Below are 22,613 nucleotides of genomic sequence, written 5' to 3' on the forward strand. Positions count from 1 at the left end.
AGTGTTAAGTTTTTTTTAAGATTGCGGTCGCAGTGAAACTACAGAATAGATAACTGAATAATGAGCGATAAATTTACTTTAGATATGCTAGACATTCCCAGCGGCTGGCGGCGCGGCGAAGGTGACTGGACAGGAGTGGCGGCGGCTATGGCTAGAGGGGAAACTGTAGAAGTAATTCAAGAAGTTGGTTCTACTTTGTGGCAAAACAGTCTGCCAGAAAAACATTCTTTGTATTGGGATGGGGAAAATATATCAACTATCAAAGCCCGAATTTGGATTAGTTTCACCCAGAGAAGATTTTCGCCGGAATCTGCTTTGCCCAAAGTTCAGTGGCATCCGAGAGTGTTGTGGATAGGGATAGGTTGTGAACGCGGAACAGGGCGAGAATTAATCGAAACAGCAATTCAAAATGTATGTCGCGGTTATCATTTAGCGGAAAGTGCGATCGCAGGTATTGCTACAATAGACACTAAAGCAGGTGAAGTCGGCTTGCTGGAACTTTGTCAAGCGCGAAACTGGCCGTTAAAAACTTTTGCTGCTGACATTTTAAGTTCCGTAGAAGTCCCCAATCCTTCAAATATTGTAGTCAAACAAGTCGGCACGCCCAGCGTAGCAGAAGCCGCGGCACTTTGTGCGATCGAACTAATATCTTGTACCATTCTCAAGAACAGGCAAGATGCCTGTTCCACAATTCTCAACAACAGGCAAGATGCCTGTTCCACAAAGAGTGAATCTGCTTGTGGGGTGGGCATCTTGCCTGCCCATACCATTCTCAAGAACAGGCAAGATGCCTGTTCCACAATTCTCAACAACAGGCAAGATGCCTGTTCCACAAAGAGTGAATCTGCTTGTGGGGTGGGCATCTTGCCCGCCCGTACCATTCTCAAGAACAGGCAAGATGCCTGTTCCACAATTCTCAACAACAGGCAAGATGCCTGTTCCACAAAGAGTGAATCTGCTTGTGGGGTGGGCATCTTGCCCGCCCAGCAAAGGCTTTTAGTCCCTAAAAAAATATTTCGCAGTCAAAATCCCCCCCCTTTACAAGGGGGGGTTAGGGCGGGTTCTGCTGTAACAGTAGCGGTTGCAGTTTGCCCGATCGAATATCTGGGATAATGTACTACTGAGACAAAGTATTGGCATTCACAAATCGACCAATCAACCCAGAAACGAATGACAACACAATGGAACCCACCAAAGCCGGCCAAAAACCGTTAACCGCAAAGCCGATACTGAACGCACTCGCCAACCACGAAGCCAGGGAAAGCGAAATTGCATTCACAACGAATAAAAACAAACCTAAAGTAATAATGCTCAAAGGCAGCGTCAGCAATGTAATAATCGGTTTGACAACCGCATTCACCAATCCGATAACAACAGCAGCCAGCATCGCCGCCGGAAAGCTAACCACCGCCATACCTGGTACAATGTTAGCGGTAATGATCAGCGAAACTGCGGCTACTATCCAAGTTAAGAAAAAACTTAGCATATCTTTTTTTCCATCTCCATCACTATTAATTCAGATTTTAACTGTTTAGTCGATCGACCAAAGTTCGGGATACACTACGAAATACCCACCTTGCGAGAATATCCGACTTATGAAACTCCGGCAACTAGCTGCATTCCTATTCGCGCTAACTATCTTCATCCTGCCGCAGCCAGCCCAGGCTCAATCTAAATATTACGCTCCTCCGCTGTCCTTTAGCAACGCCGAACTGACAAGACGTGATTTTTCCGGTCAAATGCTGCGGGCTGCTGAGTTTTCTAACGCTAATATGGACTTGACTAATTTTTCTAATGCCGATTTGCGGGGAGCAATTATGAGCGCTTCGGTGATGACTGAGGCGAATTTGCACGGAGCAAATTTAACTAATGCAATGATTGATCAAGTTAAATTTACTAAGGCAGATTTAAGCGATGCAATATTAGCAGAAACAATTTTGCTGCGTTCTACTTTTGATGGAGCTGATATCACCGGCGCTGACTTTACTGATGCAATTATGGACGGCTCACAAATTAAAGAATTGTGTACAAAGGCAACCGGGATTAATTCTCAAACTGGGATTTCTACTCGCGATTCTTTGGGATGCCGCTGATATCATCTCCGCTCAATTACTGATGATTGTTTTTTGGGTGGGGGCGGGTTTTTGAGATTGTTTGTTTGGGGCGATTATGGTTGGTGGAACCCGCCCCTAGGAAACCCTATTTTGTAGGGGCGGGTTCCACCAAAAATATCTAAGGATTACCAACAATTTAGATAAACCCGCCCCCACACCACGAATAATTCACATTAACCTGATATTTGCATTAAATTCCCCAATGTAAATGATGATTGTTTGTTGGCTGGGGGCGGGTTTTTGAGATTGTTTGTTTGGGGCGATTATGGTTGGTGGAACCCGCCCCTAGGAAACCCTATAATGTAAATGATGATTGTTTGTTGGCTGGGGGCGGGTTTTTGAGATTGTTTGTTTGGGGCGATTATGGTTGGTGGAACCCGCCCCTAGGAAACCATATTTTGTAGGGCGGGTTCCACCAAAAATATCTAACAATTACCAACAATTTAGATAAACCCGCCCCCACACCACGAATAATTCACTTTGCTTTTTTCTGAGCAGCCGCATAATGCTCACTCATTAACTGATTAACTTCTGGATTGTAAATCCGCAGATAATTCCAGTAATTCTCAAACACCGATTTCACGTATCCTTTGGTTTCAGGAAACGGAATCTTTTCCGCAAAAGCATCCGGATCACTAAAACTAAACCTCTTCAACCAATCTGCTACTGCATTTGGCCCGGCATTATAACTCGCCACAGCTAACATCGAGTTATTTTTGTACTCGTCGTGAGTGTGATCCAAATACCACGTACCGAGTTTAACGTTGTCGTCCACATTCTCCAAAGAATACTTTTTGAGGCTGATTTGTTGAGCAACCCAAGCTCCTGTTTCCGGCATTACTTGCATTAAACCGGTAGCCCCAACTGATGATTTGATGGCGGGCATAAACCGCGATTCTTGCCGGATTAATGCAGTTACTAAGACGGGATTTATTGTGCGTTCTTTTGACCATTTGACAATGGTTTCTAAGTAAGGAAAAGGATAAAGTGCTTGCCAATAAATCGGTTGCTGTCTGAGTTCGAGGTATTGGGTTCTATCATCTGGTTTATCGCGTTGCCGCAAACTCCCAACCATCCACAAACCGTCTAAATTGTCTCCGACTGCAACTCGCATTAAACCGTCGGTAAACTGTTCGGCAATACTTGGTTCTACGCGGTCGATAAATTCTACTTGCCACAGCGTCCAAGCATCTCTATCTTGACCTAATTGATAGAGTTCTTTCAACGCAGGAGAACCGGCAGTTGGTTCGGGGCGCTGAGGCGGCCGCGCTACATTGGGAGACAAATCTCGGACTGTGGTAAAGTCGCCGACGGGCCAGCCGAGAAGTACAGCCGATCGCCACGCAAAATATGATTCTGGATAGCGTAAGATCGTGTAGTCAAATGCAGTCTTGGCGTCTTGTTGGCGGCCGAGTTGCTGTGCCCATTTCCCGACCCAAAATGCTGCTTCTGGAGCTTGTTCGCTGTCGGGATTGTGGGTGGTTAATTCTCTCGCCCACTGCCAAGCTGATTTTAAATCTCCGCCTTTGGCAAACTGCTGGGCGATCGTCCACCGCAATTCGCCTGCTTTATCAGAATTATTGTATTTTGTCAAGAGCAACTTCCGGGTATCTGAGGCGGATTGACCGCTGCGTGCTTTGTCGAGAATTTGCGATTTATCTAACAAAGCTTCGGGGGCATAGTTGGGGAATTTGCTAATAACTCGATCAAGCAAAACGATCGCTTCTTTCGGTTCGCTCAGCCGCGACAGCCGAATTAAACCCAAACCAGTATCTTCGGCATCGGGAAACTCGCGCACTAATTCTTGATAGGCAATTCTCGATTCCGGGATTTTTCCGTCGAGCCACAAACCGCGAGCTTTGCGGTAAAGATTTTTAGCGTTGCGGGGAGCTTTCCCGTAAGCAATAGCTCCTTTGCCGTAATTTTGTTTTTCCCAATAGCCAAAGGCAATTTCTTCCCAATCTTCCGGTTTCAAACCGGCGCTGTTTCGCTGCACCAGTTGTTCCAAAATTGTCCCGTAATCTTTGACATAATGACCGTGTTTTGCTACGAGCAGCATCAACTGCGGCTGATTGGGATTTTCTTTTAACTTGCGGAGGGCCATTTCTACGCTGCGGGGATGACCAGGAAATTCACTAATTGCCTGTTGCCAATATTCCGGTTTTGACTTGCCTAAAACATATAAAGCTTCCGCTGCTACCGGGTCGTTCGGATAGTTTTTGAGCAGTTCCTCCCAAGCTTTTTTAGTTTTGCCTTTGTCGCCGCTTAATTGGTAAGCTTGCGCCCTTTTTAGGGCAATGTGAGCAGCTAAAACCGGATATTCTTGCTCTAATTTGTCCAATAACTTTAATGCTTTGGCCGCATTTCCTTGCTGAATTAAATCGCTGGCAAGCAGGTAGCGGGCGCGGCTTTGAGGGGAGATTTCCTGCTGCGGGTTCGTACTTGCAGACTGACTGGTTGCGAGTTCAACTAATTTCGCCGATCGCTCGCTCGGTGACAGCGACACCAGCATCTTGACTTCCGATTCGGAATTCGCTGCATTCTGGGGCTGCTGAGCCTTCTGGACCGAGCCAAAACCCATCAATTTCATCGCAGCAACCAAAGAGCCGATCGCAATAACGCAAACTGAAACGCTGATTAAAACAGAAAATCGGGCCCGGCGTCGTTTTAGCATGGGAAAATTTAAGAGAATAAGATATAGAGAACCGATCGTTTGTCAAGAGCCATCAGAGGCAGGATGGGTGTTCTACGCCATCACAGGCAGGATGCCTGTTCAAGGAGAAATAAATGTTAAGAGTGGGGCAAAAACGGACAGCAGACCCCCAAACAGATGATTGAGATTGGTGGAATATCCGATCGCAGGCGGACTTGGCTGATATAGTAGCAGAATTTATTTTGATGTGGAGCGGAGAATTTGTGCGATCGATCTATTTCCCCGCACCAAGAAAAAAGCCCAAACCACCCAGTACAAAGTACAATCAAAAATCTAAAATCTAAAGTGTAAATCAAAACATGGAATTTCTAGTCACCGATACGCCCCGCTCTGTTTGGACAGGAGACGCCCTGGCAATTGGTCTATTTGAGGACGGCTTGGAACTCACCGGCGATCTGGCACAATTAGATGAAAAGCTGGCAGGCACTTTGAAAGAGCTGCTACTGGAAGTAGATTTTAAGGGCCAAGTGGGTACGAGCGCCATCACCCGCGTCGGCGGCAATAATCCCATTCGCAAAATTGCGATCGTAGGTTTGGGCAAAACAGAGGACTTAAAATTAGACACCGTGCGGCAAGCTGCGGGCGTTTGCGCCAAGTTAGCCAAAAAAGAGAAATGCAAAACCCTCGGAATTAGCTTTCCGGTGTGGAAAAACGCGCCGGATTCTACAGCCAGCGCCATCGCCGAAGGTGTAGAACTCTCCCTGAATCAAGACAACCGTTTCAAATCGGAAAAGGAAGACAAAAGCCCGCAACTCGAACAAATTCATTTGCTTGGTTTTGCCGGTACCGAAAGTGCGATCGTCCGCGCCCGCCAAATCACTGCCGGAGTCATTTTAGCACGGGAATTAGTCGCAGCGCCCGCTAATTTTGTCACCCCGATTACAATGGCCGAAACTGCTCAAAGTCTAGCTACCGAATGCGGTTTAGAATTAGAAATATTGGAGCGGGAAGACTGCGAAAAACTCGGCATGGGAGCCTTTCTCGGCGTTGCCCTAGCATCTGATTTACCGCCTAAATTCATCCATTTAACTTACAAACCCGAAGGCACACCGCGCCGCAAAATAGCAATTGTGGGCAAAGGATTGACCTTTGATTCTGGCGGTTTGAACATCAAAGGAGCCGGCAGCGGCATTGAAATGATGAAAGTAGATATGGGCGGCGCTGCGGCTACTTTCGGAGCGGCAAAGGCGATCGGACACATCAAACCAGATGTGGAAGTTCACTTTATCAGCGCCGTCACTGAAAACATGATCAGCGGCCGCGCCATGCGCCCTGGAGACATCCTCACCGCTTCCAACGGCAAAACAATTGAAGTCAACAATACCGACGCAGAAGGGCGTTTAACCCTGGCTGATGCTTTGGTATTTGCTGATAAATTGGGAGTTGACGCAATTGTCGATTTAGCAACTCTAACCGGTGCCTGCGTAATTGCTTTAGGCGACGATATCGCGGGTTTGTGGAGTCCTCAAGATAGCGTCGCCGCCGAAATAGTCGCCGCCTCAGAATTGGCAGGCGAAAAATTTTGGCGAATGCCGATGGAAGAAAAATATTTTGAGGGCTTGAAAGCATTGCACGCCGACATGAAAAACACAGGTCCACGTCCCGGCGGTTCGATTACGGCGGCGCTATTTTTGAAGCAGTTTGTAAAGGATACTGCTTGGGCCCATTTAGATATTGCCGGCACGGTTTGGAGTGACAAAGAAAATGGCTACAATGGCCCTGGGGCTACCGGTTTTGGAGTTCGGACTTTGGTGCATTGGGTGCTGGGCGGTGCTTAATTGTGGATTTCCAGCGGAAGAATTGACATTTTCTCTGCCTTAAAAGTCTGCTAGTCCATCTGTGAGCCAGGGGTTTTTAACCGCTGGCTCACTGCTTAAGTCATCTAAAAGAAAATTTAATAGGGATCATTAACAATTTAAATGTTTCGGAAGCAATCAGTACGCGAACCTATGTATTCCGTCACAGGGAGCAACGTAAGCGTTGCTAGCCGTGAGGCTCCCCATTGCTCATACTTGGGCAAAGCTTCGTTCCCAGGGCCCCACCTCGACTGTTTTGACATTTCCTGAAAAAATAGCTGTTTCATAAAAAATGAAAAAAGTATATAATTATGTAAATATTTCATTAGCCGAAATCAAATAATTAGATTTGATCTGATTTGCATTGGTACAGATAATTTTTTTCTTGAACTTTATGCAAGAACAATTAACAATTTTTTTTTCCACACTTGCTTTATCTTCTACACTCGCCTGCAACCTGGTGCCGGAGTTGCGACTGTACGCTGTTTTTGACTCGCTGACGGCACTGGCTTATTGCTCGATCGCCCTATCTTTAGTTTATTTTACCCGCCAAGGTTCTCACCGCAAGATTTTCCGGCTGTTTGCCGTTGTTTTTTTTGCTTGGGGCGCGGCTAAATTGACGGAAGTTTGGACGCTTTGGCATTCCATATATTGGCTGTCGGTAACTCTCAAAGCTGCAAGTGCTTTGATTTCTTGGCTTTTAGCCGCAATCGCCCTCGCCCTCATGCCGAAAGCACTTACCGAGTCTGGTTTAAATCAAAAAGAAAAATTTCAACAAATATCGTTAAAAGAGGTAGAACAAAATCTGCCCCAACATGATATCGAGAAAGGAGAATTGGCAAAACAAGCGCTCAATTTTTACCCTTCAGATACTATTGTCGATCGCGCTTTAGCTCTCAATTCGCTTAATGAACAGTTAGAAAAAGAAATTGCCGATCGCCACCGGGTTGAGGAAAAGTTGCAACTGACTCAATTTGCGATCGACCGATCGGCAGATGCGATATTCTGGATCGGGCCCGACGGTAAATTTTTGTACGTCAACGACGCTGCTTGCACTTCATTGGGATATTCTGAAGCAGAATTGCTCTCGATGACGGTGCATGACATCAATCCAGATTTTCCCCAAACTGCTTGGAGTTTGCACTGGAAAGTCTTAAAACGCTGCGGTTCGGTGAATATTGAAGTTCACCACCTCACTAAGTACGGTCGCATTTTTCCGGTAGAAATCACAATCAACCATTTGGAATTTAATGGCAAAGAATATCAGTGCGCGTTTGCTCGCGACATTAGCGAACGCAAGCGGATTGAGGCAGCTTTGCGAGAAAGGGAAGAAGAATTTAGGTCATTAGTTTCTAACATTCCCGGTGCGGTTTATCGGTGCAGTGCTGCGGGGCGATCGAGCGTAACTTTTATCAGCAGTGGCATAGAAGCTATTTCCGGCTATCCTGCAGCTAACTTTATGCAAAAACCGGTGCAGGCTTTTCCGAGTATAGTTCATCCCGATGACGTTGAGCAGATCGAGACAATTATCGCTCAAGCTATTAAGACAAAACAACCTTACATCATCGAATATCGCCTAATTCACTGCGACGGAAACGTGCGGTGGGTTGCAGAGAAAGGTCAAGCCCTTTTCAACGCAGACGGTGAAGTTTTATCTCTCAACGGCGCCATTTTTGACATAACAGAGCGCAAAGCAGCGGAGGATGCTTTGCGGCTCTCCGAGGCGATCGCCAACAACAGAGCTCAGCAGCTAGAAATCGCTCTCAAAGAACTCCGAGAAACTCAAGCTCACCTAATTCATACCGAAAAAATGTCAAGTCTCGGTCAAATGGTAGCTGGAGTAGCTCACGAAATTAATAACCCTGTCAGTTTTATCTACGGCAATATTTCCTACGCCAGCCAATATATCAGAGACTTGTTGCAGCTTGTGGAACTTTACCAAAAACACTATCCTGAACCCGTGGTAGAAGTTCAAGAATGTATTGACAATATCGATTTAGATTTTTTGAGAGAAGATTTACTAAAAATATTATCTTCGATGAAAATGGGAGCCGATCGCATTCGCGAAATAGTTCTGAGCTTGCGAAATTTCTCGCGTTTAGACGACTCGGTAAAAAAGCCTACAAACCTTCACGAAGGCATAGACAATACGCTCCTAATTTTGCACAACAAACTGCGCGCCAGAGGCGACTATCCCGAAATTAAAGTAATCAAAGATTATGGTAAAATCCCTTTAATTGAATGTTATGCAGGTCAGCTAAATCAGGTATTTATGAACCTGCTTAGCAACAGTATTGACGCCTTGGAAGATGCTTGCAACCAAAAAAGGCGAGCGACAGTCGGCGGCGACGATTGGAAACCAACTATTAGCATTCGCACAGAAGCCCTGAACGAAAATAGTATTTGCATCCGCATTTCCGATAATGCGATCGGCATGACAGAAGACGTGCGGAGCCGATTATTTGACCCGTTTTTCACGACAAAACCGATGGGAAAAGGCACTGGTTTGGGGTTAGCCATCAGTTACCGAATTGTCGCGGAAAAACACGCCGGAGCCTTAAGCTGCCGTTCCACCGTAGGAGAAGGTACGGAATTTGCGATCGAGATTCCTTTATAAATTAGTGCGACGGAAGTATCAAGACTTGGGCAGACGTTATCGATCGCTATAAATTGTCAAGTGGGCTGTAAAAAAAATTAACTTTTCAAGAAAAATCCAAAAATTGGCTATAAATTACCAAGGTAATAATCAACATGGCAGTGAAATTATAAATTCTGTACCTATACCTAAAGTTGAGTTGACATCGAGCATACCGCCGTGTTTTTCAACCACAATCTGCCGTGCGATAGGCAATCCCAATCCCGTACCTTTCCCTACTTCCTTGGTAGTAAATAACTCATCAAAAATCTTCTCTTGCACTACTTCACTCATGCCCACCCCGTTATCTTTGATGCAAATTATAGCTTGTTTTTTGTCGCTACAAATGTCGGTTCTAATGGTAATTTGATTGGCGATTTCTGCATAAGGTATTCCTTGATTTGATTCCTCCAAAGCATCGATCGCATTACCTAACAAATTCATAAATACTTGATTCAACTGTCCGGCATAGCACTCCACTGGTGGCAAATTCCCATATTCCCTAATCACTTTGATTTCGGGACGAGTATCGTTAGCCTTGAGGCGATGTTTCAGGATCATAATGGTGCTATCGATGCCATCGTGGATATTGCAAGCTACGGGATAGTTAGTATCCGCACGGGAGAATGTCCGTAGACTTGTACTAATATCCCGAATCCGCTTCACGCCTTCCCGCATCGAACCTACTAATTTCGGTAAATCTTCCCGGATGTATTCCAGATCGATGTTCTCGATTTCTTCTTGAATCTCTGGATCGAGTTGCGGATATTTTTGTTCATACAAATCGAGCAATCCAAACAAATCTTTGATATAATCTAAGGCGGGTTGAATATTACCAACCAGAAAACCAACTGGATTATTAATTTCGTGAGCCACCCCAGCCACTAAGTTTCCCAAGGCTGACATTTTTTCGCTTTGAACTATTTTTATTTGTGCTTGTTTGAGATCGGTAAATGCTTGTTGAGATTCTTGATACAAACGGGCATTCTCTAAGGAAATAGCAGCTTGAGAAGCCAGCAAATTTAGCACTTCAATGCGATCGCTCGTAAATGCCCCAACCGTCAGGTTATTTTCCAGGTAGAAAACTCCTATCAACTGCCCTTGATTAAGAATTGGAATACAAAGAACACTGATCGGCTGGTGCTGTTCAATATAGCGATCGCTCCCAACCTGGGAACTTACCCTAGCATCAACTATTACCAAAGGTTTCAAACTGCGCTTGACAGTGTTAACCAAACTAATTGCTACATCCTTACTTGATTCTAGAGGTATTGATGGTAATAGCTCAGGTTCCTGTCCCTCTGCTACAAGCGCCGCTACCTGTAAATACTGTTTTTGTTTGAGCAATAAGACACACTTAGTGGCGCCAGCATTCGCGATCGCTATTTTTAAAAGAGTAGTCAGGAGTTTATCTAGTTCAATCTCCCCAGAAATGGCTTGAGAGGCTTGGATCAGAGTAGGCAAATCTAGAAATTCAGAGTTGCTGCTAGAAGAGTGAGTAGAAGTAATCGTTCCCCGGGCGATCGTTTCTTTAAATGAAGTAAAGGATTGAGGTTGCTGAAGGATAATACCGAGTAGGCGAGGATAACGTTTTTCCAAATCGTCTATTTTGGCTTTAGCACCCCAGCGGGCATAACAATAATACGCTTCAATCATGTAGGCTTGAGCTACTTTTTCTTTGCCCCATTCCAAGTAGAATTTCGCTGCTAGTTCGTTGGCGAGGGCTTCTTCGTTGAGGAATAGATTTTCTTTAGCGAGGGAGATCGCGCGATCGTACATGGAAAGTGCATCGGCCTTGTAACCCAAAACCCGCTGCCGTTCTGCTTCAACTAAATACCACTTATGCAGATGATTCATAGGAGCATTTTGCGCCCACTGGTGCAGAGTCGTTTGATGGGTTTCCACTAGGGCGAGAGTTTCAGCTTGCTCGGTTTCTGGCTGTGTGGAAAACACTGCCAGATGCGTCAGGGCTGCATAGAAATGGAAAGCAGGAACATGAACCAATCCCGATAATGCCATCACATACGGCTTGACTTGACCAATGTGGTTTAAGGCAGCCGGATAATTGCCCCATGAGTAGGCAAGCAGCAGTTTGTAAATGTAGACAAGAGCGATCGCACTGAATTCACGATCCTGATAGTGCTTAGGAATCATCACCGTTTCATCATAGGCAGTTCCGATTAAGCAATCCGGCTGGTTGACGACTTCCCTCAAGTTATGCAACATCTGCCGCTCCATATGCAAATAAGTCCGAGCCGAATATTGCTTCACCTGAGCCAAGGTAGCACTGTAGACAGCCAGTTCCGGTTCCCAAGTATCCAGTTCTACCCCACCGTAAAAGTTGATGTAGCTGTAAGTAGCTATGTTGTAGCCAGCGTTAAGAAAATCGCCCGTTTCCATGCCAGCTATAAAGCCCTCTTTCAGCGTTGGTAGCCCTGCCCTCATAGCATTTTGATGATGCTGAATAAATGCCCCAAACATATTATGAGTAATGCACTTAAATTCTCGTGAATTGACCCGATCGAGCAATGAGAGTGCCAATTTACCAAAGCTATAGCCCGTTTTTGCCTCTCCCAAAAAAGCACTTAATACAAGTCCGTGAATCGCATAGCCCACCGTCGATGCGGGTGCATTCCCAAAGGAGAGCGATAAACTTACCATCGTGGAGCTAAGTAGGGGCACTAAGCCTGGAATTCCCTGGAGAATGGGTGCAAATAACATGGCCAATATTGGCATAGCTGCCTGAGTCTGAGGAGCACTCATCACAGGCAGATCCACCAGTTCCTCAATCGTTCTACCTTGGAGTTGGCTAGCAACGGCTTGTAGCGCTTGGCTAATCAAGGCTTCGTCAGGTGCGGTGGGTAATTCAATGCCCAATTGCCAGAGTGCATCTCTTGCTACTGCAATGGCTTCTAGTGACTTGCTCTGTGCTGTCTCGGCAGCGATTTGAATTTCGTAAATTTTGATTTTGTCTAAGATTGTCTGGGCTGCTTGCAACACTTGTGCTGCTATCTCTTCCATGCTGTCAAAGTCAGCATTCAAATAGGCAGCTTCGGCAGCCGCAACATAGAGGTTCAGGGTTAATTCATACTGGCTTTGCCAGCAGTTGGCTGTTAGTAGATCAATGCCTGTTTGCAGATAAACTCTGGCTGCCGTGTAGGCGGTTGAATTTCTGGCTTTACAACCGGCTTCTAAGTTAAGTTGAGCTAAGGCTTCCCGTTCGCTCGCTTGGGTGATTAACTCAATTCCTCGATTCAAATGCCCGACGATATCAAACAGTTTTTCCTCTAGCTCTATTTTTGAAGAATTTTGCTGAAGTAATTGTCCGATTTTGAGATGCGTTGCTTTTTTCTGTGAATCGGGAATTAGCGAATATGCGGCTTGCTGGACGCGATCGTGTAAAAATCGATAAGTTGGATTAGCTGAAGCCTTGAAAACTTCATCACTATCCGATTCGGTAAAGAACTTATAGATTTTGGTCGTGGGAATCACCAAACCTTCCTGTAATGCTTTCCATAAAGCCGTAGCCATCATTCCAGCAGATTTCTCACTGACAATTACTAACGTATTCAAATCAAACTGTGATCCTATACAAGCAGCTAATGTGAGAACATACTGAGTTCCTTTGGGCAGCTTCTGCAATTGCAACGCCATGAATTCAACGACATCATCAGTGATAGCTAAGGCTTTCACTTGGGCAATATCACACTGCCAATGCCGAATCTCCCAGTTAAAGCTAATTAGCTGCTCGTCATGTAATGTCTTGAGAAACTGAGTTGCAAAGAAAGGATTACCCTGAGTTTTTAGATAGACTAATGTTGTCAAAGGTTGGGCAAGTGATGATTCGCAATTCAGCGTATCCGCCACCAACAAATTCATATCTAGTTCGCTTAACGGTTCCAAAGTAATTGTATTCACTGTTGCCCCCGTTTTAACTATCTCATCCACTCTTAAGATAAATGGATGCACGGGCCAAACTTCATTATCTCGATATGCCCCCAATACTAATAAATATCCTGTATCGAGCATCAATAATTGTAGCAAATTCAGGGATGCTGAATCCGCCCATTGCAAGTCATCCAAAAACATCACTAAAGGATGTTCTTTGCTCGTGAAAACTTGCACAAACTTCTGCATTAGCAGATTAAAGCGATTTTGGGAGGCACTTGCTGACAATTCTGTTGCAGGAAGTTGAGCGCCAATTATGCCTTCTAACTCAGGAATCACGTCAATCAAGACTTGTCCGCTGTCTCCCACTGCTGCTAAAATCTGGGTTTTCCATGTTTGCAGTTGGGTATCCAATTCTGATAGCAATTGACCCATTAAGTCGCGGAAGGCTTGCACAAACGCACTGAAGGGAATGTTGCGTTGAAATTGATCGTATTTGCCTTTGATAAAATAACCGCGCTGACGGATAATCGGTTTATGAACTTCATTGACAACGGCGGTTTTCCCAATTCCCGAAAAACCTGCTACTAGCATCATTTCGGTGCTACCTGTGCTGACTCGCTCAAAGGCAGCTAATAGTTGATCGACTTCTTTTTCTCTACCGTAGAGCTTTTCGGGGATAGTAAAGCGATCGCTAATATCTCGCTTTCCGAGTTCAAAATCTTCTATCTTGGCTGTTTTTTGTAACTGAAATAAACAATTTTCTAAATCGTGCTTTAGTCCTAATGCACTTTGATAGCGTTTTTCGGCATTTTTCGCCATCAGCTTACTGACAATTTTTGATAAAATTATGGGAACTTCTGGATTTATTAGATGGATAGGTTTCGACTGTTTGGCGAGGTGACAATGCACCAGTTTCATCGGATCATCAGAGATAAATGGCAACTGTCCTGTTAACAATTCATAAAAGGTCACACCCAGAGAATAAAAGTCACTACGATAGTCAATACCTCGATTCATCCGTCCTGTTTGTTCGGGGGAGAGATAGGCTAATGTTCCTTCTAAAATATTCGGGTTCTCGATTTCTTGGGTTTCTCGTGGTAGGATGGATGCAATACTAAAGTCAATTAGTTGAATTTGTTTGGTGTCGGGGTTAATGAGAATATTAGCGGGTTTAATATCTTTGTGAATGACTCGGTTTTGGTAGAGATAGTGAATAATGTCTGTTAGTTGTATGGCGAGTTGGAGAAATTCTGCTAAAGGTAAAGCTTGAGATGGTTGGGTTTGATTTGTTGGTGTTTTGAGATAAGTAGATAGGGAGACTCCGCCAAAGTCCTCCATTACTAGGGCATAGCTATTCTGGTATACTTCCAGCGTCAGGGGTTTGACGATGTGAGGGAAGTCGAGATTTTTGGCAATGGTATATTGGTTGCGAAACTGGACGATCTCGTTAAAGGAGGGGTATTCGTTTCGCAACAGTTTGATGACGACTGGGTATTCGTCACGGGTACGGATGCCTCGATAGACTAGGGTACGTGTACCTACATAAAGTTGCTCTGTAATCTGATAACCTGACAAATTGGCGATCGCATCCATAACTGGTTAACCCTCTCTAATAAAAAAGTTAAATTAAAACCTTCCCTTCCATTATATTTTATTATGTGACAAAGATAGCGATCGCCAACTCTGCATCCTGGGTAGGGACAGAATTAACTGTAATTTTTTCCCAATGTTTATCAACTATTATTTGACCGAAAGTAATTTAGTCACAAGCCCCCGGATTAATCCGTGTACCCGTGAAAAAAGCTGCGCCTCCCGATCGCCAGTCCCGGACTCATCCGTGCGAGTAATCTCAACTCTCAACTTTCAACTTTCAGGTGGCATGACGTGCGATCGCTAATCCTAAATTAGTTTCTTTGCCTACTCCGCACTATTTGCGCTATGTTATGTATAGTATGGTTGCGTAAGTTCTGATAATATCAGAAAACAATAATTTGTAATTTTTCACCGCCAATATACGCAGATAAACCAAGATATAAACTTGATACTATCTGCGTACATTAGCCTGCATCTGCGGTTTTATTATGCTTTATTCCCCGTAGTGGCCGCCGACAACCTTACCCCGAAACACAACATAATTGTAGATGTTGTAAAAAATCATAATCGGGATCAGAATGCCCATGAACACAATCATAAATACCAGCGCGCTGGGCGAAGCTGCGGCTTGGTAAATCGTGATTTCCGAGGGAATAATGTAGGGAAAAACAATCAATCCCAAGCCGATGAAAGTAAGCAAAAAAATCAGAATCGTCCAGATAAACGGCGTTCGTTCTTCCTTGCTGGCGAGACTTTTCAGCAGCAGTCCCACCAATAGCACTCCCAACAAAGGAATCGTGGCAAAGACATAAACTAGCGGTTTCTCGAACAACCTGGATCTAGCAGTTTCGTAAAAAATCGGAGTGGCAATTGTAATTAAAATCGCTCCGATTAAAGTTGTCACCGCCGCAATTTTAGCCGTGCGATAGTGATTTGTTTGCAGTTCGCCTTCTGTTTTCATAATTAGATAGGTTGAACCGATCAAAACATAGCCTTGAATCAGCGTCAAAGCAACCAAGATCGATCGCCAATCCAGCCAGTCCCAAGTAGTACCCACAAAGTGACCGGCTTCATCAACCGCAATGCCTTCGAGCACCGCACCCAAGGCAAATCCTTGAGCTAAAGCTGCTAAAAAACTGCCAGCACCAAAGGCATAATTCCAGAATAATTTGCGATTAGAATGCTCGCGAAATTCAAAGGCTACAGCCCGAAATATCAAACCAAAAAGCATCATGCAAATCGGTATATATAGCGCTGTCAAAATCGTGCCGTAAGCCAGGGGAAATGCGCCAAATAAAGCGCCTCCCATCAACACCAGCCAAGTTTCGTTCGCGTCCCAAACGTTGCCCAAACTCGTCATTAAAATGCCCCTGCGTTCCTCGTCGGAAGCAGTCAGAGACAGGATGCCTACTCCTAAGTCAAAACCGTCTAGCATGACATATAGCAGGAGAAACAAAGCTAAAACTACAAACCAAACTTGCGGGAGAAAATGCTCCAAAGCTTGCATAAAATCTCCTATTGTTGTGCTTCTACGGGACGTTGATCGGGAATGTGTTCTGCGGGTTGACTTTCGATTGCAGGTTCATTGTCTAAACCTGGCACAGGCAGACTTAAATTAGGGCCTTTGCGGATAATTCTGCTGCCAAAATACAAGGCACAAACAAACAAAAAACTGTAAATAACTGCAAAGAAACTGAGAGAAGTTAAAACATTGCTGGCGGGGATGTTGGACACCGCATCAGCAGTGCGAATTTGCCCGTATAAAGCCCAAGGTTGTCTGCCGACACAGCGCACAATCCAACCCGATTCTACAGCAATGTATCCCAGGGGAGCAGCTAATACCCAAGCGCGCATCAGCCAAGATTGACTGCTAATATTTTCAGGAGAAAGTTTGCCTCGCATCCACTGAATTATACTGAATAGCATCAGTCCTAAAAAGAAGAATCCAATCCCGGACATGATGCGGAAACAATAGTAGATTAAACCCACCATCCGGGGTCTATCTTCTGGCTTCCATTCCTTCAATCCGAGTACGGGTTCGGAGAGTTTTTGTTTGAATTCCAGAACGTATCCTAAGCCATTGGGGACGCTAATTTCCCAGTCATTTTTTTGGGCTTTTTCATTAGGCAAAGCTAGCAAAGTCCAATCTGCTGACTCTCCCGCTGGTGAAGTTTCCCACTTAGCTTCGATTGCTGCTAATTTAGTTGGTTGATAGTGATAGACTTGTTCGGCGCTCAAATGTCCGATGTATATTTGCAAAGGTGCAACGGCGATGGCTGTCGCTATGGCAATTTTTAAAGACTTGGAAAAAAAGGCTTGGTTGCGCTTATTGAGAATGTACCAAGCGCTAATTCCCCCAATGACAAAAAGCGAAGTTTCTAACGTCGCAAAAAACATATGGAGAATGCTGTTTAATGCGAACGGGTTCATAATTGCTTGAAAGTAATCGCTGACAATAAACTTGCCATTGACCATTTCTCCTCCCGCAGGAGTTTGCAGCCAAGAGTTAGCGACTAAAATCCATACTGTGGATAGGTTAGCGCCGAAGGCTACCATTATTGTAGCGAAATAATGGACGATCGGGTGAACGCGCTCCCAACCAAACAGCATAATGCCTAAAAAGCCGGCTTCTAACATAAATGCCATTGAAGCTTCAAATCCTAAAATGCTGCCAAAAAAGTCACCAACTGCTTCGGAAAATGGTGCCCAATTCGTGCCAAACTGAAATTCCATCGGAATGCCTGAAGCTACTCCAATACCGAAGTTGAGGACGTAGAGTTGAGACCAAAAACGAGCGTGATGGTAGTAGTCGGGATTGCGAGTTTTCAGCCACATTCCTTCAACAATTACCAGATAAATTCCCATTCCCGTAGTCAGAACTGGCCACAGCATATGGAATATGGCGGTTAGCGCAAATTGCATCCGTGATAGCGCCACGGTGTTAGATAAGATATCCATCGTTATATCCTTTGGTCAGTTCAAGAGAGGTTAGCTTGCACAAATTCCATAATGGACACTGGTTATAATGTAGTGTAAAAATTTGTGACATTTTGTAGAGTTGGCAATTTTTAAGGTTTTATACAGATTTCGCTTGTATTTTTTTGTATGTTAAAATAGGTAGATTATTATTTGCCGTTGGGTGGGGGCGGGTTTATGAGATTGGGGGTTTTAGGCATTTATTGTCGGTGAACCCGCCCCTACAAGATTTATGTTCGGTGATGGAAATATTATCTTAGTTGGGTGGGGGCGGGTTTATGAGATTGTGGGTTTTAGGCATTTATTATCGGTGAACCCGCCCCTACAAGATTTATGTTCGGTGAGGGAAAGATTATCTTAGCGAACCGTGACTTTATACGTTAGTTTAAAGGGTTTAAAATTAGCTTTATTTTTGGCGGTTCCGCTCAATTCAAGTTCGTAAATTCCAGCCTTGGGAAACACGATATCACCTCCCGGAATCCCTTGATATTTCTCCGCAGATATGGCGGTCAAAGGCGGCTGCATCAGCGGCTTATCCCCATCTTTACGATTTTTCGGATAAACTTCTAATTTGCAATTACACTGCTCTAGGGGGATAATTTGACCGCCCCTGCGAGTTAGGGCAAACCAAACTCTTGCAGGCTGTCCGGCGCGGGGGTTGTGGTTGGGTTCTAGGTGAAAGGTAGCGGCTACATCTCCCGATACTTCGACTTCGTGCGCCAAAACAGAAATCGAGTTTAACTGCGGCGCACTGGGAATTGCTGCTTCAATTAGTAATCCCAAAAAAACTAACAATCCCAAACTTTTACTTTTGTTTGACAGGCGAAACATAGAAATTTTCTAGTGATAAAACTGACCAAAACAAGCGCGATCGCACAAACGTAACTAACACCGTAACCACAGCTAACACCGCTGTCAGCAGTTGATTGTGCAACTTCCATTCAAAACCGCCGAGATAGTGGGAACCGATGAGTGCGGCGTGTACAGCGCACAGCAAGAAAGCTGGAACGCTTAACAGATGAAGCATTCGCCACAGTTGGCCTAAAAAATTTTGAATACGATCGCAACTTGTAACCGCCGCCGGCAACATCAACAGCAGCGCCGTCATTCCAGCCGCCATTCCCAACTGATGCTGCGGCAACATAAAAGATAGCGCGTCAAAATTCCATCGCAGCGTATGATCCAGCATATGAAACGTGTGGGCGACTGCGAGGAAAAACGCGCCCACACCCAAAGCGCGGCGATAGCGCAACAGTTGGGGCAAAAACTTGCTAACCGGACGCGCCAACAGTGCTAGCATCAAGCACAGCAGCGCTGCGTGGCCCGTAAAATCTACCATTTCATCGGTTCGCAGCAAGGTAAGAATCCCGATCGCCACAGTCACCCAACCACCCATCCGAAACAGTTGACTGCGCTTGTCCGCGCTCAATCTGCCAGCAAAAAAACTCACTCCCAGCATAGTTGGCAGTGTGCCGAGTCCAAAAGCCAGCATCGTCGCCGCACCCAAAACCGAATTTCCCGTTTCCGCCGCCTTAATCTGCGCCGCGTAGAGGAAACCGCAGGGAATCAAACCCCAAAGCAAACCCAAAGCAACCGGCACCCACCAGTTTTTTTGCGCCGAAAGCTTGCTCATTGCTTGTCCGACTCGATCGTGCGACATTGGGTGCAGCAGCGGCAATCTGGGCAGCAAACCCGGTTTAATTTGCACTACTCCGAACCAAATCAGCATTGTGCCCGTGAGAAGTGCGATCGCCCGCCGCAATTCGCTACCGGTACCTGCCAAAAGTCCGCCAGCAATTAACACCGAACCCAGTCCGCCAATTGCAGCACCAACCAAAGCGTAAGCAGTAATTCTCCCCAAATTCAGCAGCAAATGAAAGCGGAAAGCAGCTAATTTATCGTTGCGGGAATTAGAAATAGAAAACGCCATTGTCAGCGGGCCGCACATCCCCGCGCAGTGACCGAAACTGCCGAGAAATCCCAAAATTGCAATTAGCAGGATGTCGAGCATATTGAGTCATACGATTTTAGATTTTAGATTTTAGATTTTAGATTTTTTTTTACTGCTTACCTATTACCTATTACCCCATGCCCTGCGCGGGCCAATGCCCCATGCCCCATGCCCCATGCCCCATGCCCAATTACCCATTTTGAATTCCGATCGCTAAAATTCCCAAAATTTTATCAACCTGATTCAAAAAATACTCCAATAAATCTATTTGAACTGCTTGCCCTTCCAGCATTAAAAACTTCCAAATTTCTCCCGTTGTCACAACCCCATAAATCCTCGATACCTGATTTCCCTCCCGTTCGTTAAACAGTTGAGCTGCATACATTTCCGCTACGCACTGACCCAACCCAGCATTAATATTTTCCTGTTTAGCCTCAACGATTAAAATCGCCGGCGCGCTAACAATCAGGAACTCTACCGATCGACTGATCAGAAAATCGCAACTGCCGTTTAATCCCAAGTCGCTGTCCACCGTAAAATCAACTCCCGAAAACAAACTAATGCGATCGGGAAACTGTTTGGTAAGTTCCAGCAAAATCGGCGTAATAATCATTTCTGAGCGTGATTTTTCCGTATTACTCGCCAGAGCAAAAGGAACATTATAAGCTAAAGTTTCTGTTAAATGATTGCTGCATTCTAAAGCAGGTACGGCCGAAAACAAATCTTGCCTCGGCGAAATCGTTAAATTCAAAGCTTTTTTGACGCTTGCCAAACTAAAATCGCTGTAAGCCATACATTTTACACTTGATTTTTTACTTGTTAGGACTTACGCAACTCACACATATAGTAGGGTGCGTCGGAGGTCTAAACCATTAATAATCGCTCTCTAACGAAAGCCTGACGCACCCTACAAGTCTAATAACTAATGACTAATAACTAATAATATCATGTCCGCTCGATTGACCATAATATCCGGGCAGGGCGGGTTTTTGAGATTGGAGATTATTGGCAGATATTGTTGGTGAACCCGCCCCTACCTGATGAAGGGTAATCGACCGGATATGATATAACTAATGACTAATGACTAATGACTAATGACTAATGACTAATGACTAATGACTAATGACTAATGACTAATAACTAATGACTAATGACTAATAACTAATGACTAATGACTAATAACTAATGACTAATGACTAATGACTACTTTTGTGCTGGATGCGCCGCCGCCGGCGAAGCTGCACCCATTTGATTTATAGCAGCAATTAGCTGATAAAGCCGCCCCAAATCCCGCTGGTTGAAATGCAAAACTAGGCGCGGCAGATCGAAAGTTGCATCTCCTATTTCGGGTTCCAAAGCTTGACTTTTTTCAATTTTTCCGGTGACAACTATATCGCTAAAATCTGTATTTAGCCGATCGACATTCTCCTGAGAAAGCTCTGTTTTTAAGCGAATTACCAGTTTTTCGCGCACGTAGCGGCAGGAGTGATAAACCAGATAAAAACTACCGATCGCCTCGCAAGCGACATTTACATCGTCAGTAATCGTATACAGGCTGCGATCGTCGGCTGAAATCAAACCCCGACCCCGCAATTGTTTTTGCACAAAAATATTCCAATCAAGCCAATAATCTCCTCCCGGTCGATCGATCAATACCACAGGAGCCGGCCCGAACTTGCCAGTTTGAGTCAAAGTCAGACACTCAAAAGCCTCGTCCAGAGTGCCGAAACCGCCCGGAAACAGAGCTAAAGCATCGCTCTCCCGGAGAAAAAATAACTTACGAGTGAAAAAATATTTAAAATTGAGCAATTTGGGATCGCCGGCAATGAAAGGATTAGAACTCTGCTCGAAAGGTAACTGAATGTTCAGCCCAAAAGAACGTTCCGCAGTCGCCCCCTCGTTCCCCGCCTGCATAATTCCCCCGCCGCCGCCAGTAATCACCATAAACCCCTGCTGGGCGATCGCCCGCGAAAAGTCTCTGGCCATCAAATATTCCGCAGATTGCGGTGACACCCTCGCCGAACCAAAAATCACAATTTTGCGAACGTGTCGGTAAGGATAAAACATCTCAAAAGCGCTCTCCATATCTCGGAGCGACGCCGCAATAATCTTCAAGTCTAGGCGATCGAGATCCTCTCTGGCCATTTGCACTATAGTAGAGAGCGATCGTTCGATCCACTCAGAGTGCTTCAACATTGGCAAGCGATCGAGCAAATCCATCACTTCAGCTTGGAGGGACTCAAAACCTTGACCATACCCAGAACGAATCATGATTTTTTCCGAAATGGTAACAAATTGTCGCTACTAAAAATTAAGGGGCAAGCCAAAGTTATAAGCCAATAGCCACCCGCAAATTGCCCTGCTGGTCACTAATAACTTTTCCCGTAGCTTTGCCCCGGTTCTGAAGCGAGTTAGCTTTCGTCGCCCAAAAAGAACAGCGCGAAACCGCTCGCAGTTCAGTTAAATGTACTTTTCTAGAGTGTTGGCCAGAGTAGTTTTCGGGACGGCCCCAACCACCATATCCACCCGTGCACCGCCCTTAAATATCATCAGCGTCGGAATGCTGCGGATACCGTATTGGCTGGCCACGTTAGGATTCTCGTCGGTATTAACTTTTACTACCTTGACCTTCCCTTCATATTGCTGGGCAATTTCGTCTACGACGGGCGCCACCATCCGACAGGGCCCGCACCAGGGAGCCCAAAAATCCACTAGAACTGGAACTTCGCTATCGAGCACTTCCTGCTTAAAGGTAGAGTCGGTTACTTGCGCGGCTGCTGACATCCCTAGCCATCCTTGTAAATACTATTTCTCGGATAACAAGTTTAGCAAAAAATGTAACCACTTGCGTCAACGATTTTAACAGAAGGCTTCTGAAGGAAGAAGGAAGACGGTAGAAGGAAGAGGGAAGACGGTAGAAGGAAGAAGGGACAAGGTTTCTGAA

At 45.1% G+C, this 22,613-nt stretch carries 14 protein-coding genes; 4 read left to right on the plus strand and 10 right to left on the minus strand.

The window, feature by feature from the left end:
- Positions 1-60 precede the first annotated feature (60 nt).
- Positions 61-1,113, plus strand: a complete 1,053-nt coding sequence (locus tag QUB12_RS01120) for a cobalamin biosynthesis protein (protein WP_333305074.1) — start codon at positions 61-63, stop codon at positions 1,111-1,113.
- Between the two features lie 4 nt (positions 1,114-1,117).
- On the opposite strand, the gene QUB12_RS01125 is transcribed toward QUB12_RS01120, so the two are convergent.
- Positions 1,118-1,486, minus strand: a complete 369-nt coding sequence (locus tag QUB12_RS01125; protein ID WP_333143272.1) for a phage holin family protein — start codon at positions 1,484-1,486, stop codon at positions 1,118-1,120.
- A 109-nt stretch (positions 1,487-1,595) separates the two neighbouring features.
- Between QUB12_RS01125 and QUB12_RS01130 the strand changes: the two genes are divergently transcribed.
- Positions 1,596-2,093, plus strand: a complete 498-nt coding sequence (locus tag QUB12_RS01130; protein ID WP_333143271.1) for a pentapeptide repeat-containing protein — start codon at positions 1,596-1,598, stop codon at positions 2,091-2,093.
- 496 nt (positions 2,094-2,589) lie between these two features.
- Here the strand turns inward: QUB12_RS01130 and QUB12_RS01135 are convergent, their stop codons facing one another.
- Positions 2,590-4,788 carry a transglycosylase SLT domain-containing protein gene (locus QUB12_RS01135; protein WP_333143269.1) on the minus strand — a complete coding sequence of 733 codons (2,199 nt, stop codon included), beginning with the start codon at positions 4,786-4,788 and terminating at the stop codon, positions 2,590-2,592.
- A 338-nt stretch (positions 4,789-5,126) separates the two neighbouring features.
- Here QUB12_RS01135 and QUB12_RS01140 point away from each other — a divergent pair, with 338 nt between their 5' ends.
- Positions 5,127-6,605, plus strand: a complete 1,479-nt coding sequence (locus QUB12_RS01140) for a leucyl aminopeptidase (protein WP_333143268.1) — start codon at positions 5,127-5,129, stop codon at positions 6,603-6,605.
- 412 nt (positions 6,606-7,017) lie between these two features.
- Complete coding sequence (locus tag QUB12_RS01145; RefSeq protein ID WP_333143267.1) at positions 7,018-9,240, plus strand: PAS domain S-box protein; 2,223 nt, start codon at positions 7,018-7,020, stop codon at positions 9,238-9,240.
- A 129-nt stretch (positions 9,241-9,369) separates the two neighbouring features.
- On the opposite strand, the gene QUB12_RS01150 is transcribed toward QUB12_RS01145, so the two are convergent.
- From QUB12_RS01150 to trxA, 8 genes are all read right to left on the minus strand, one after another.
- Complete coding sequence (locus tag QUB12_RS01150; RefSeq protein ID WP_333305077.1) at positions 9,370-14,742, minus strand: AAA family ATPase; 5,373 nt, start codon at positions 14,740-14,742, stop codon at positions 9,370-9,372.
- Between the two features lie 493 nt (positions 14,743-15,235).
- The gene (cydB, locus tag QUB12_RS01155; protein WP_333305080.1) at positions 15,236-16,249 is read right to left on the minus strand and encodes a cytochrome d ubiquinol oxidase subunit II; all 1,014 of its coding nucleotides are present in this window, start codon (positions 16,247-16,249) and stop codon (positions 15,236-15,238) included.
- A gap of 8 nt (positions 16,250-16,257) precedes the next feature.
- Positions 16,258-17,700 (minus strand): cytochrome ubiquinol oxidase subunit I, encoded by a 1,443-nt coding sequence (locus QUB12_RS01160; RefSeq protein WP_333305083.1) that lies wholly within the window; start codon positions 17,698-17,700, stop codon positions 16,258-16,260.
- Positions 17,701-18,075: 375 nt separating this feature from the next.
- Entirely contained in the window at positions 18,076-18,549 is a 474-nt protein-coding gene (locus QUB12_RS01165) for a hypothetical protein (RefSeq protein WP_333305085.1), read from the minus strand.
- Positions 18,524-19,729 carry an urease accessory protein UreH domain-containing protein gene (locus QUB12_RS01170; protein WP_333305088.1) on the minus strand — a complete coding sequence of 402 codons (1,206 nt, stop codon included), beginning with the start codon at positions 19,727-19,729 and terminating at the stop codon, positions 18,524-18,526. Before QUB12_RS01170 ends, QUB12_RS01165 begins: the two co-directional genes overlap by 26 nt.
- Positions 19,730-19,859: 130 nt before the next feature.
- Positions 19,860-20,462, minus strand: coding sequence for a hypothetical protein (locus tag QUB12_RS01175; RefSeq protein ID WP_333305090.1), 603 nt, complete (start codon positions 20,460-20,462; stop codon positions 19,860-19,862).
- Between the two features lie 410 nt (positions 20,463-20,872).
- Positions 20,873-21,940: an LOG family protein gene (locus QUB12_RS01180; RefSeq protein WP_333305092.1), complete on the minus strand. Its 1,068-nt coding sequence runs from the start codon at positions 21,938-21,940 to the stop codon at positions 20,873-20,875.
- A gap of 189 nt (positions 21,941-22,129) precedes the next feature.
- Positions 22,130-22,453 (minus strand): thioredoxin, encoded by a 324-nt coding sequence (gene trxA / locus QUB12_RS01185; protein ID WP_333143260.1) that lies wholly within the window; start codon positions 22,451-22,453, stop codon positions 22,130-22,132.
- Positions 22,454-22,613 lie beyond the last annotated feature (160 nt).

This window comes from Microcoleus sp. B7-D4, from assembly GCF_036705125.1.
In the GTDB taxonomy this organism is placed as follows: domain Bacteria; phylum Cyanobacteriota; class Cyanobacteriia; order Cyanobacteriales; family Microcoleaceae; genus Microcoleus.

Coding starts and splice junctions, on each gene's coding strand:
- QUB12_RS01140 (WP_333143268.1), top strand. CDS start 5,127: ATGGAATTTCTAGTCACCGATACGCCCCGCTCTGTTTGGACAGGAGAC.
- QUB12_RS01160 (WP_333305083.1), bottom strand. CDS start 17,700: ATGGATATCTTATCTAACACCGTGGCGCTATCACGGATGCAATTTGCG.
- QUB12_RS01135 (WP_333143269.1), bottom strand. CDS start 4,788: ATGCTAAAACGACGCCGGGCCCGATTTTCTGTTTTAATCAGCGTTTCA.
- QUB12_RS01150 (WP_333305077.1), bottom strand. CDS start 14,742: ATGGATGCGATCGCCAATTTGTCAGGTTATCAGATTACAGAGCAACTT.
- trxA (WP_333143260.1), bottom strand. CDS start 22,453: ATGTCAGCAGCCGCGCAAGTAACCGACTCTACCTTTAAGCAGGAAGTG.
- QUB12_RS01120 (WP_333305074.1), top strand. CDS start 61: ATGAGCGATAAATTTACTTTAGATATGCTAGACATTCCCAGCGGCTGG.
- QUB12_RS01170 (WP_333305088.1), bottom strand. CDS start 19,729: ATGCTCGACATCCTGCTAATTGCAATTTTGGGATTTCTCGGCAGTTTC.
- QUB12_RS01145 (WP_333143267.1), top strand. CDS start 7,018: ATGCAAGAACAATTAACAATTTTTTTTTCCACACTTGCTTTATCTTCT.
- QUB12_RS01180 (WP_333305092.1), bottom strand. CDS start 21,940: ATGATTCGTTCTGGGTATGGTCAAGGTTTTGAGTCCCTCCAAGCTGAA.
- QUB12_RS01165 (WP_333305085.1), bottom strand. CDS start 18,549: ATGTTTCGCCTGTCAAACAAAAGTAAAAGTTTGGGATTGTTAGTTTTT.
- QUB12_RS01130 (WP_333143271.1), top strand. CDS start 1,596: ATGAAACTCCGGCAACTAGCTGCATTCCTATTCGCGCTAACTATCTTC.
- QUB12_RS01125 (WP_333143272.1), bottom strand. CDS start 1,486: ATGCTAAGTTTTTTCTTAACTTGGATAGTAGCCGCAGTTTCGCTGATC.
- QUB12_RS01175 (WP_333305090.1), bottom strand. CDS start 20,462: ATGGCTTACAGCGATTTTAGTTTGGCAAGCGTCAAAAAAGCTTTGAAT.
- cydB (WP_333305080.1), bottom strand. CDS start 16,249: ATGCAAGCTTTGGAGCATTTTCTCCCGCAAGTTTGGTTTGTAGTTTTA.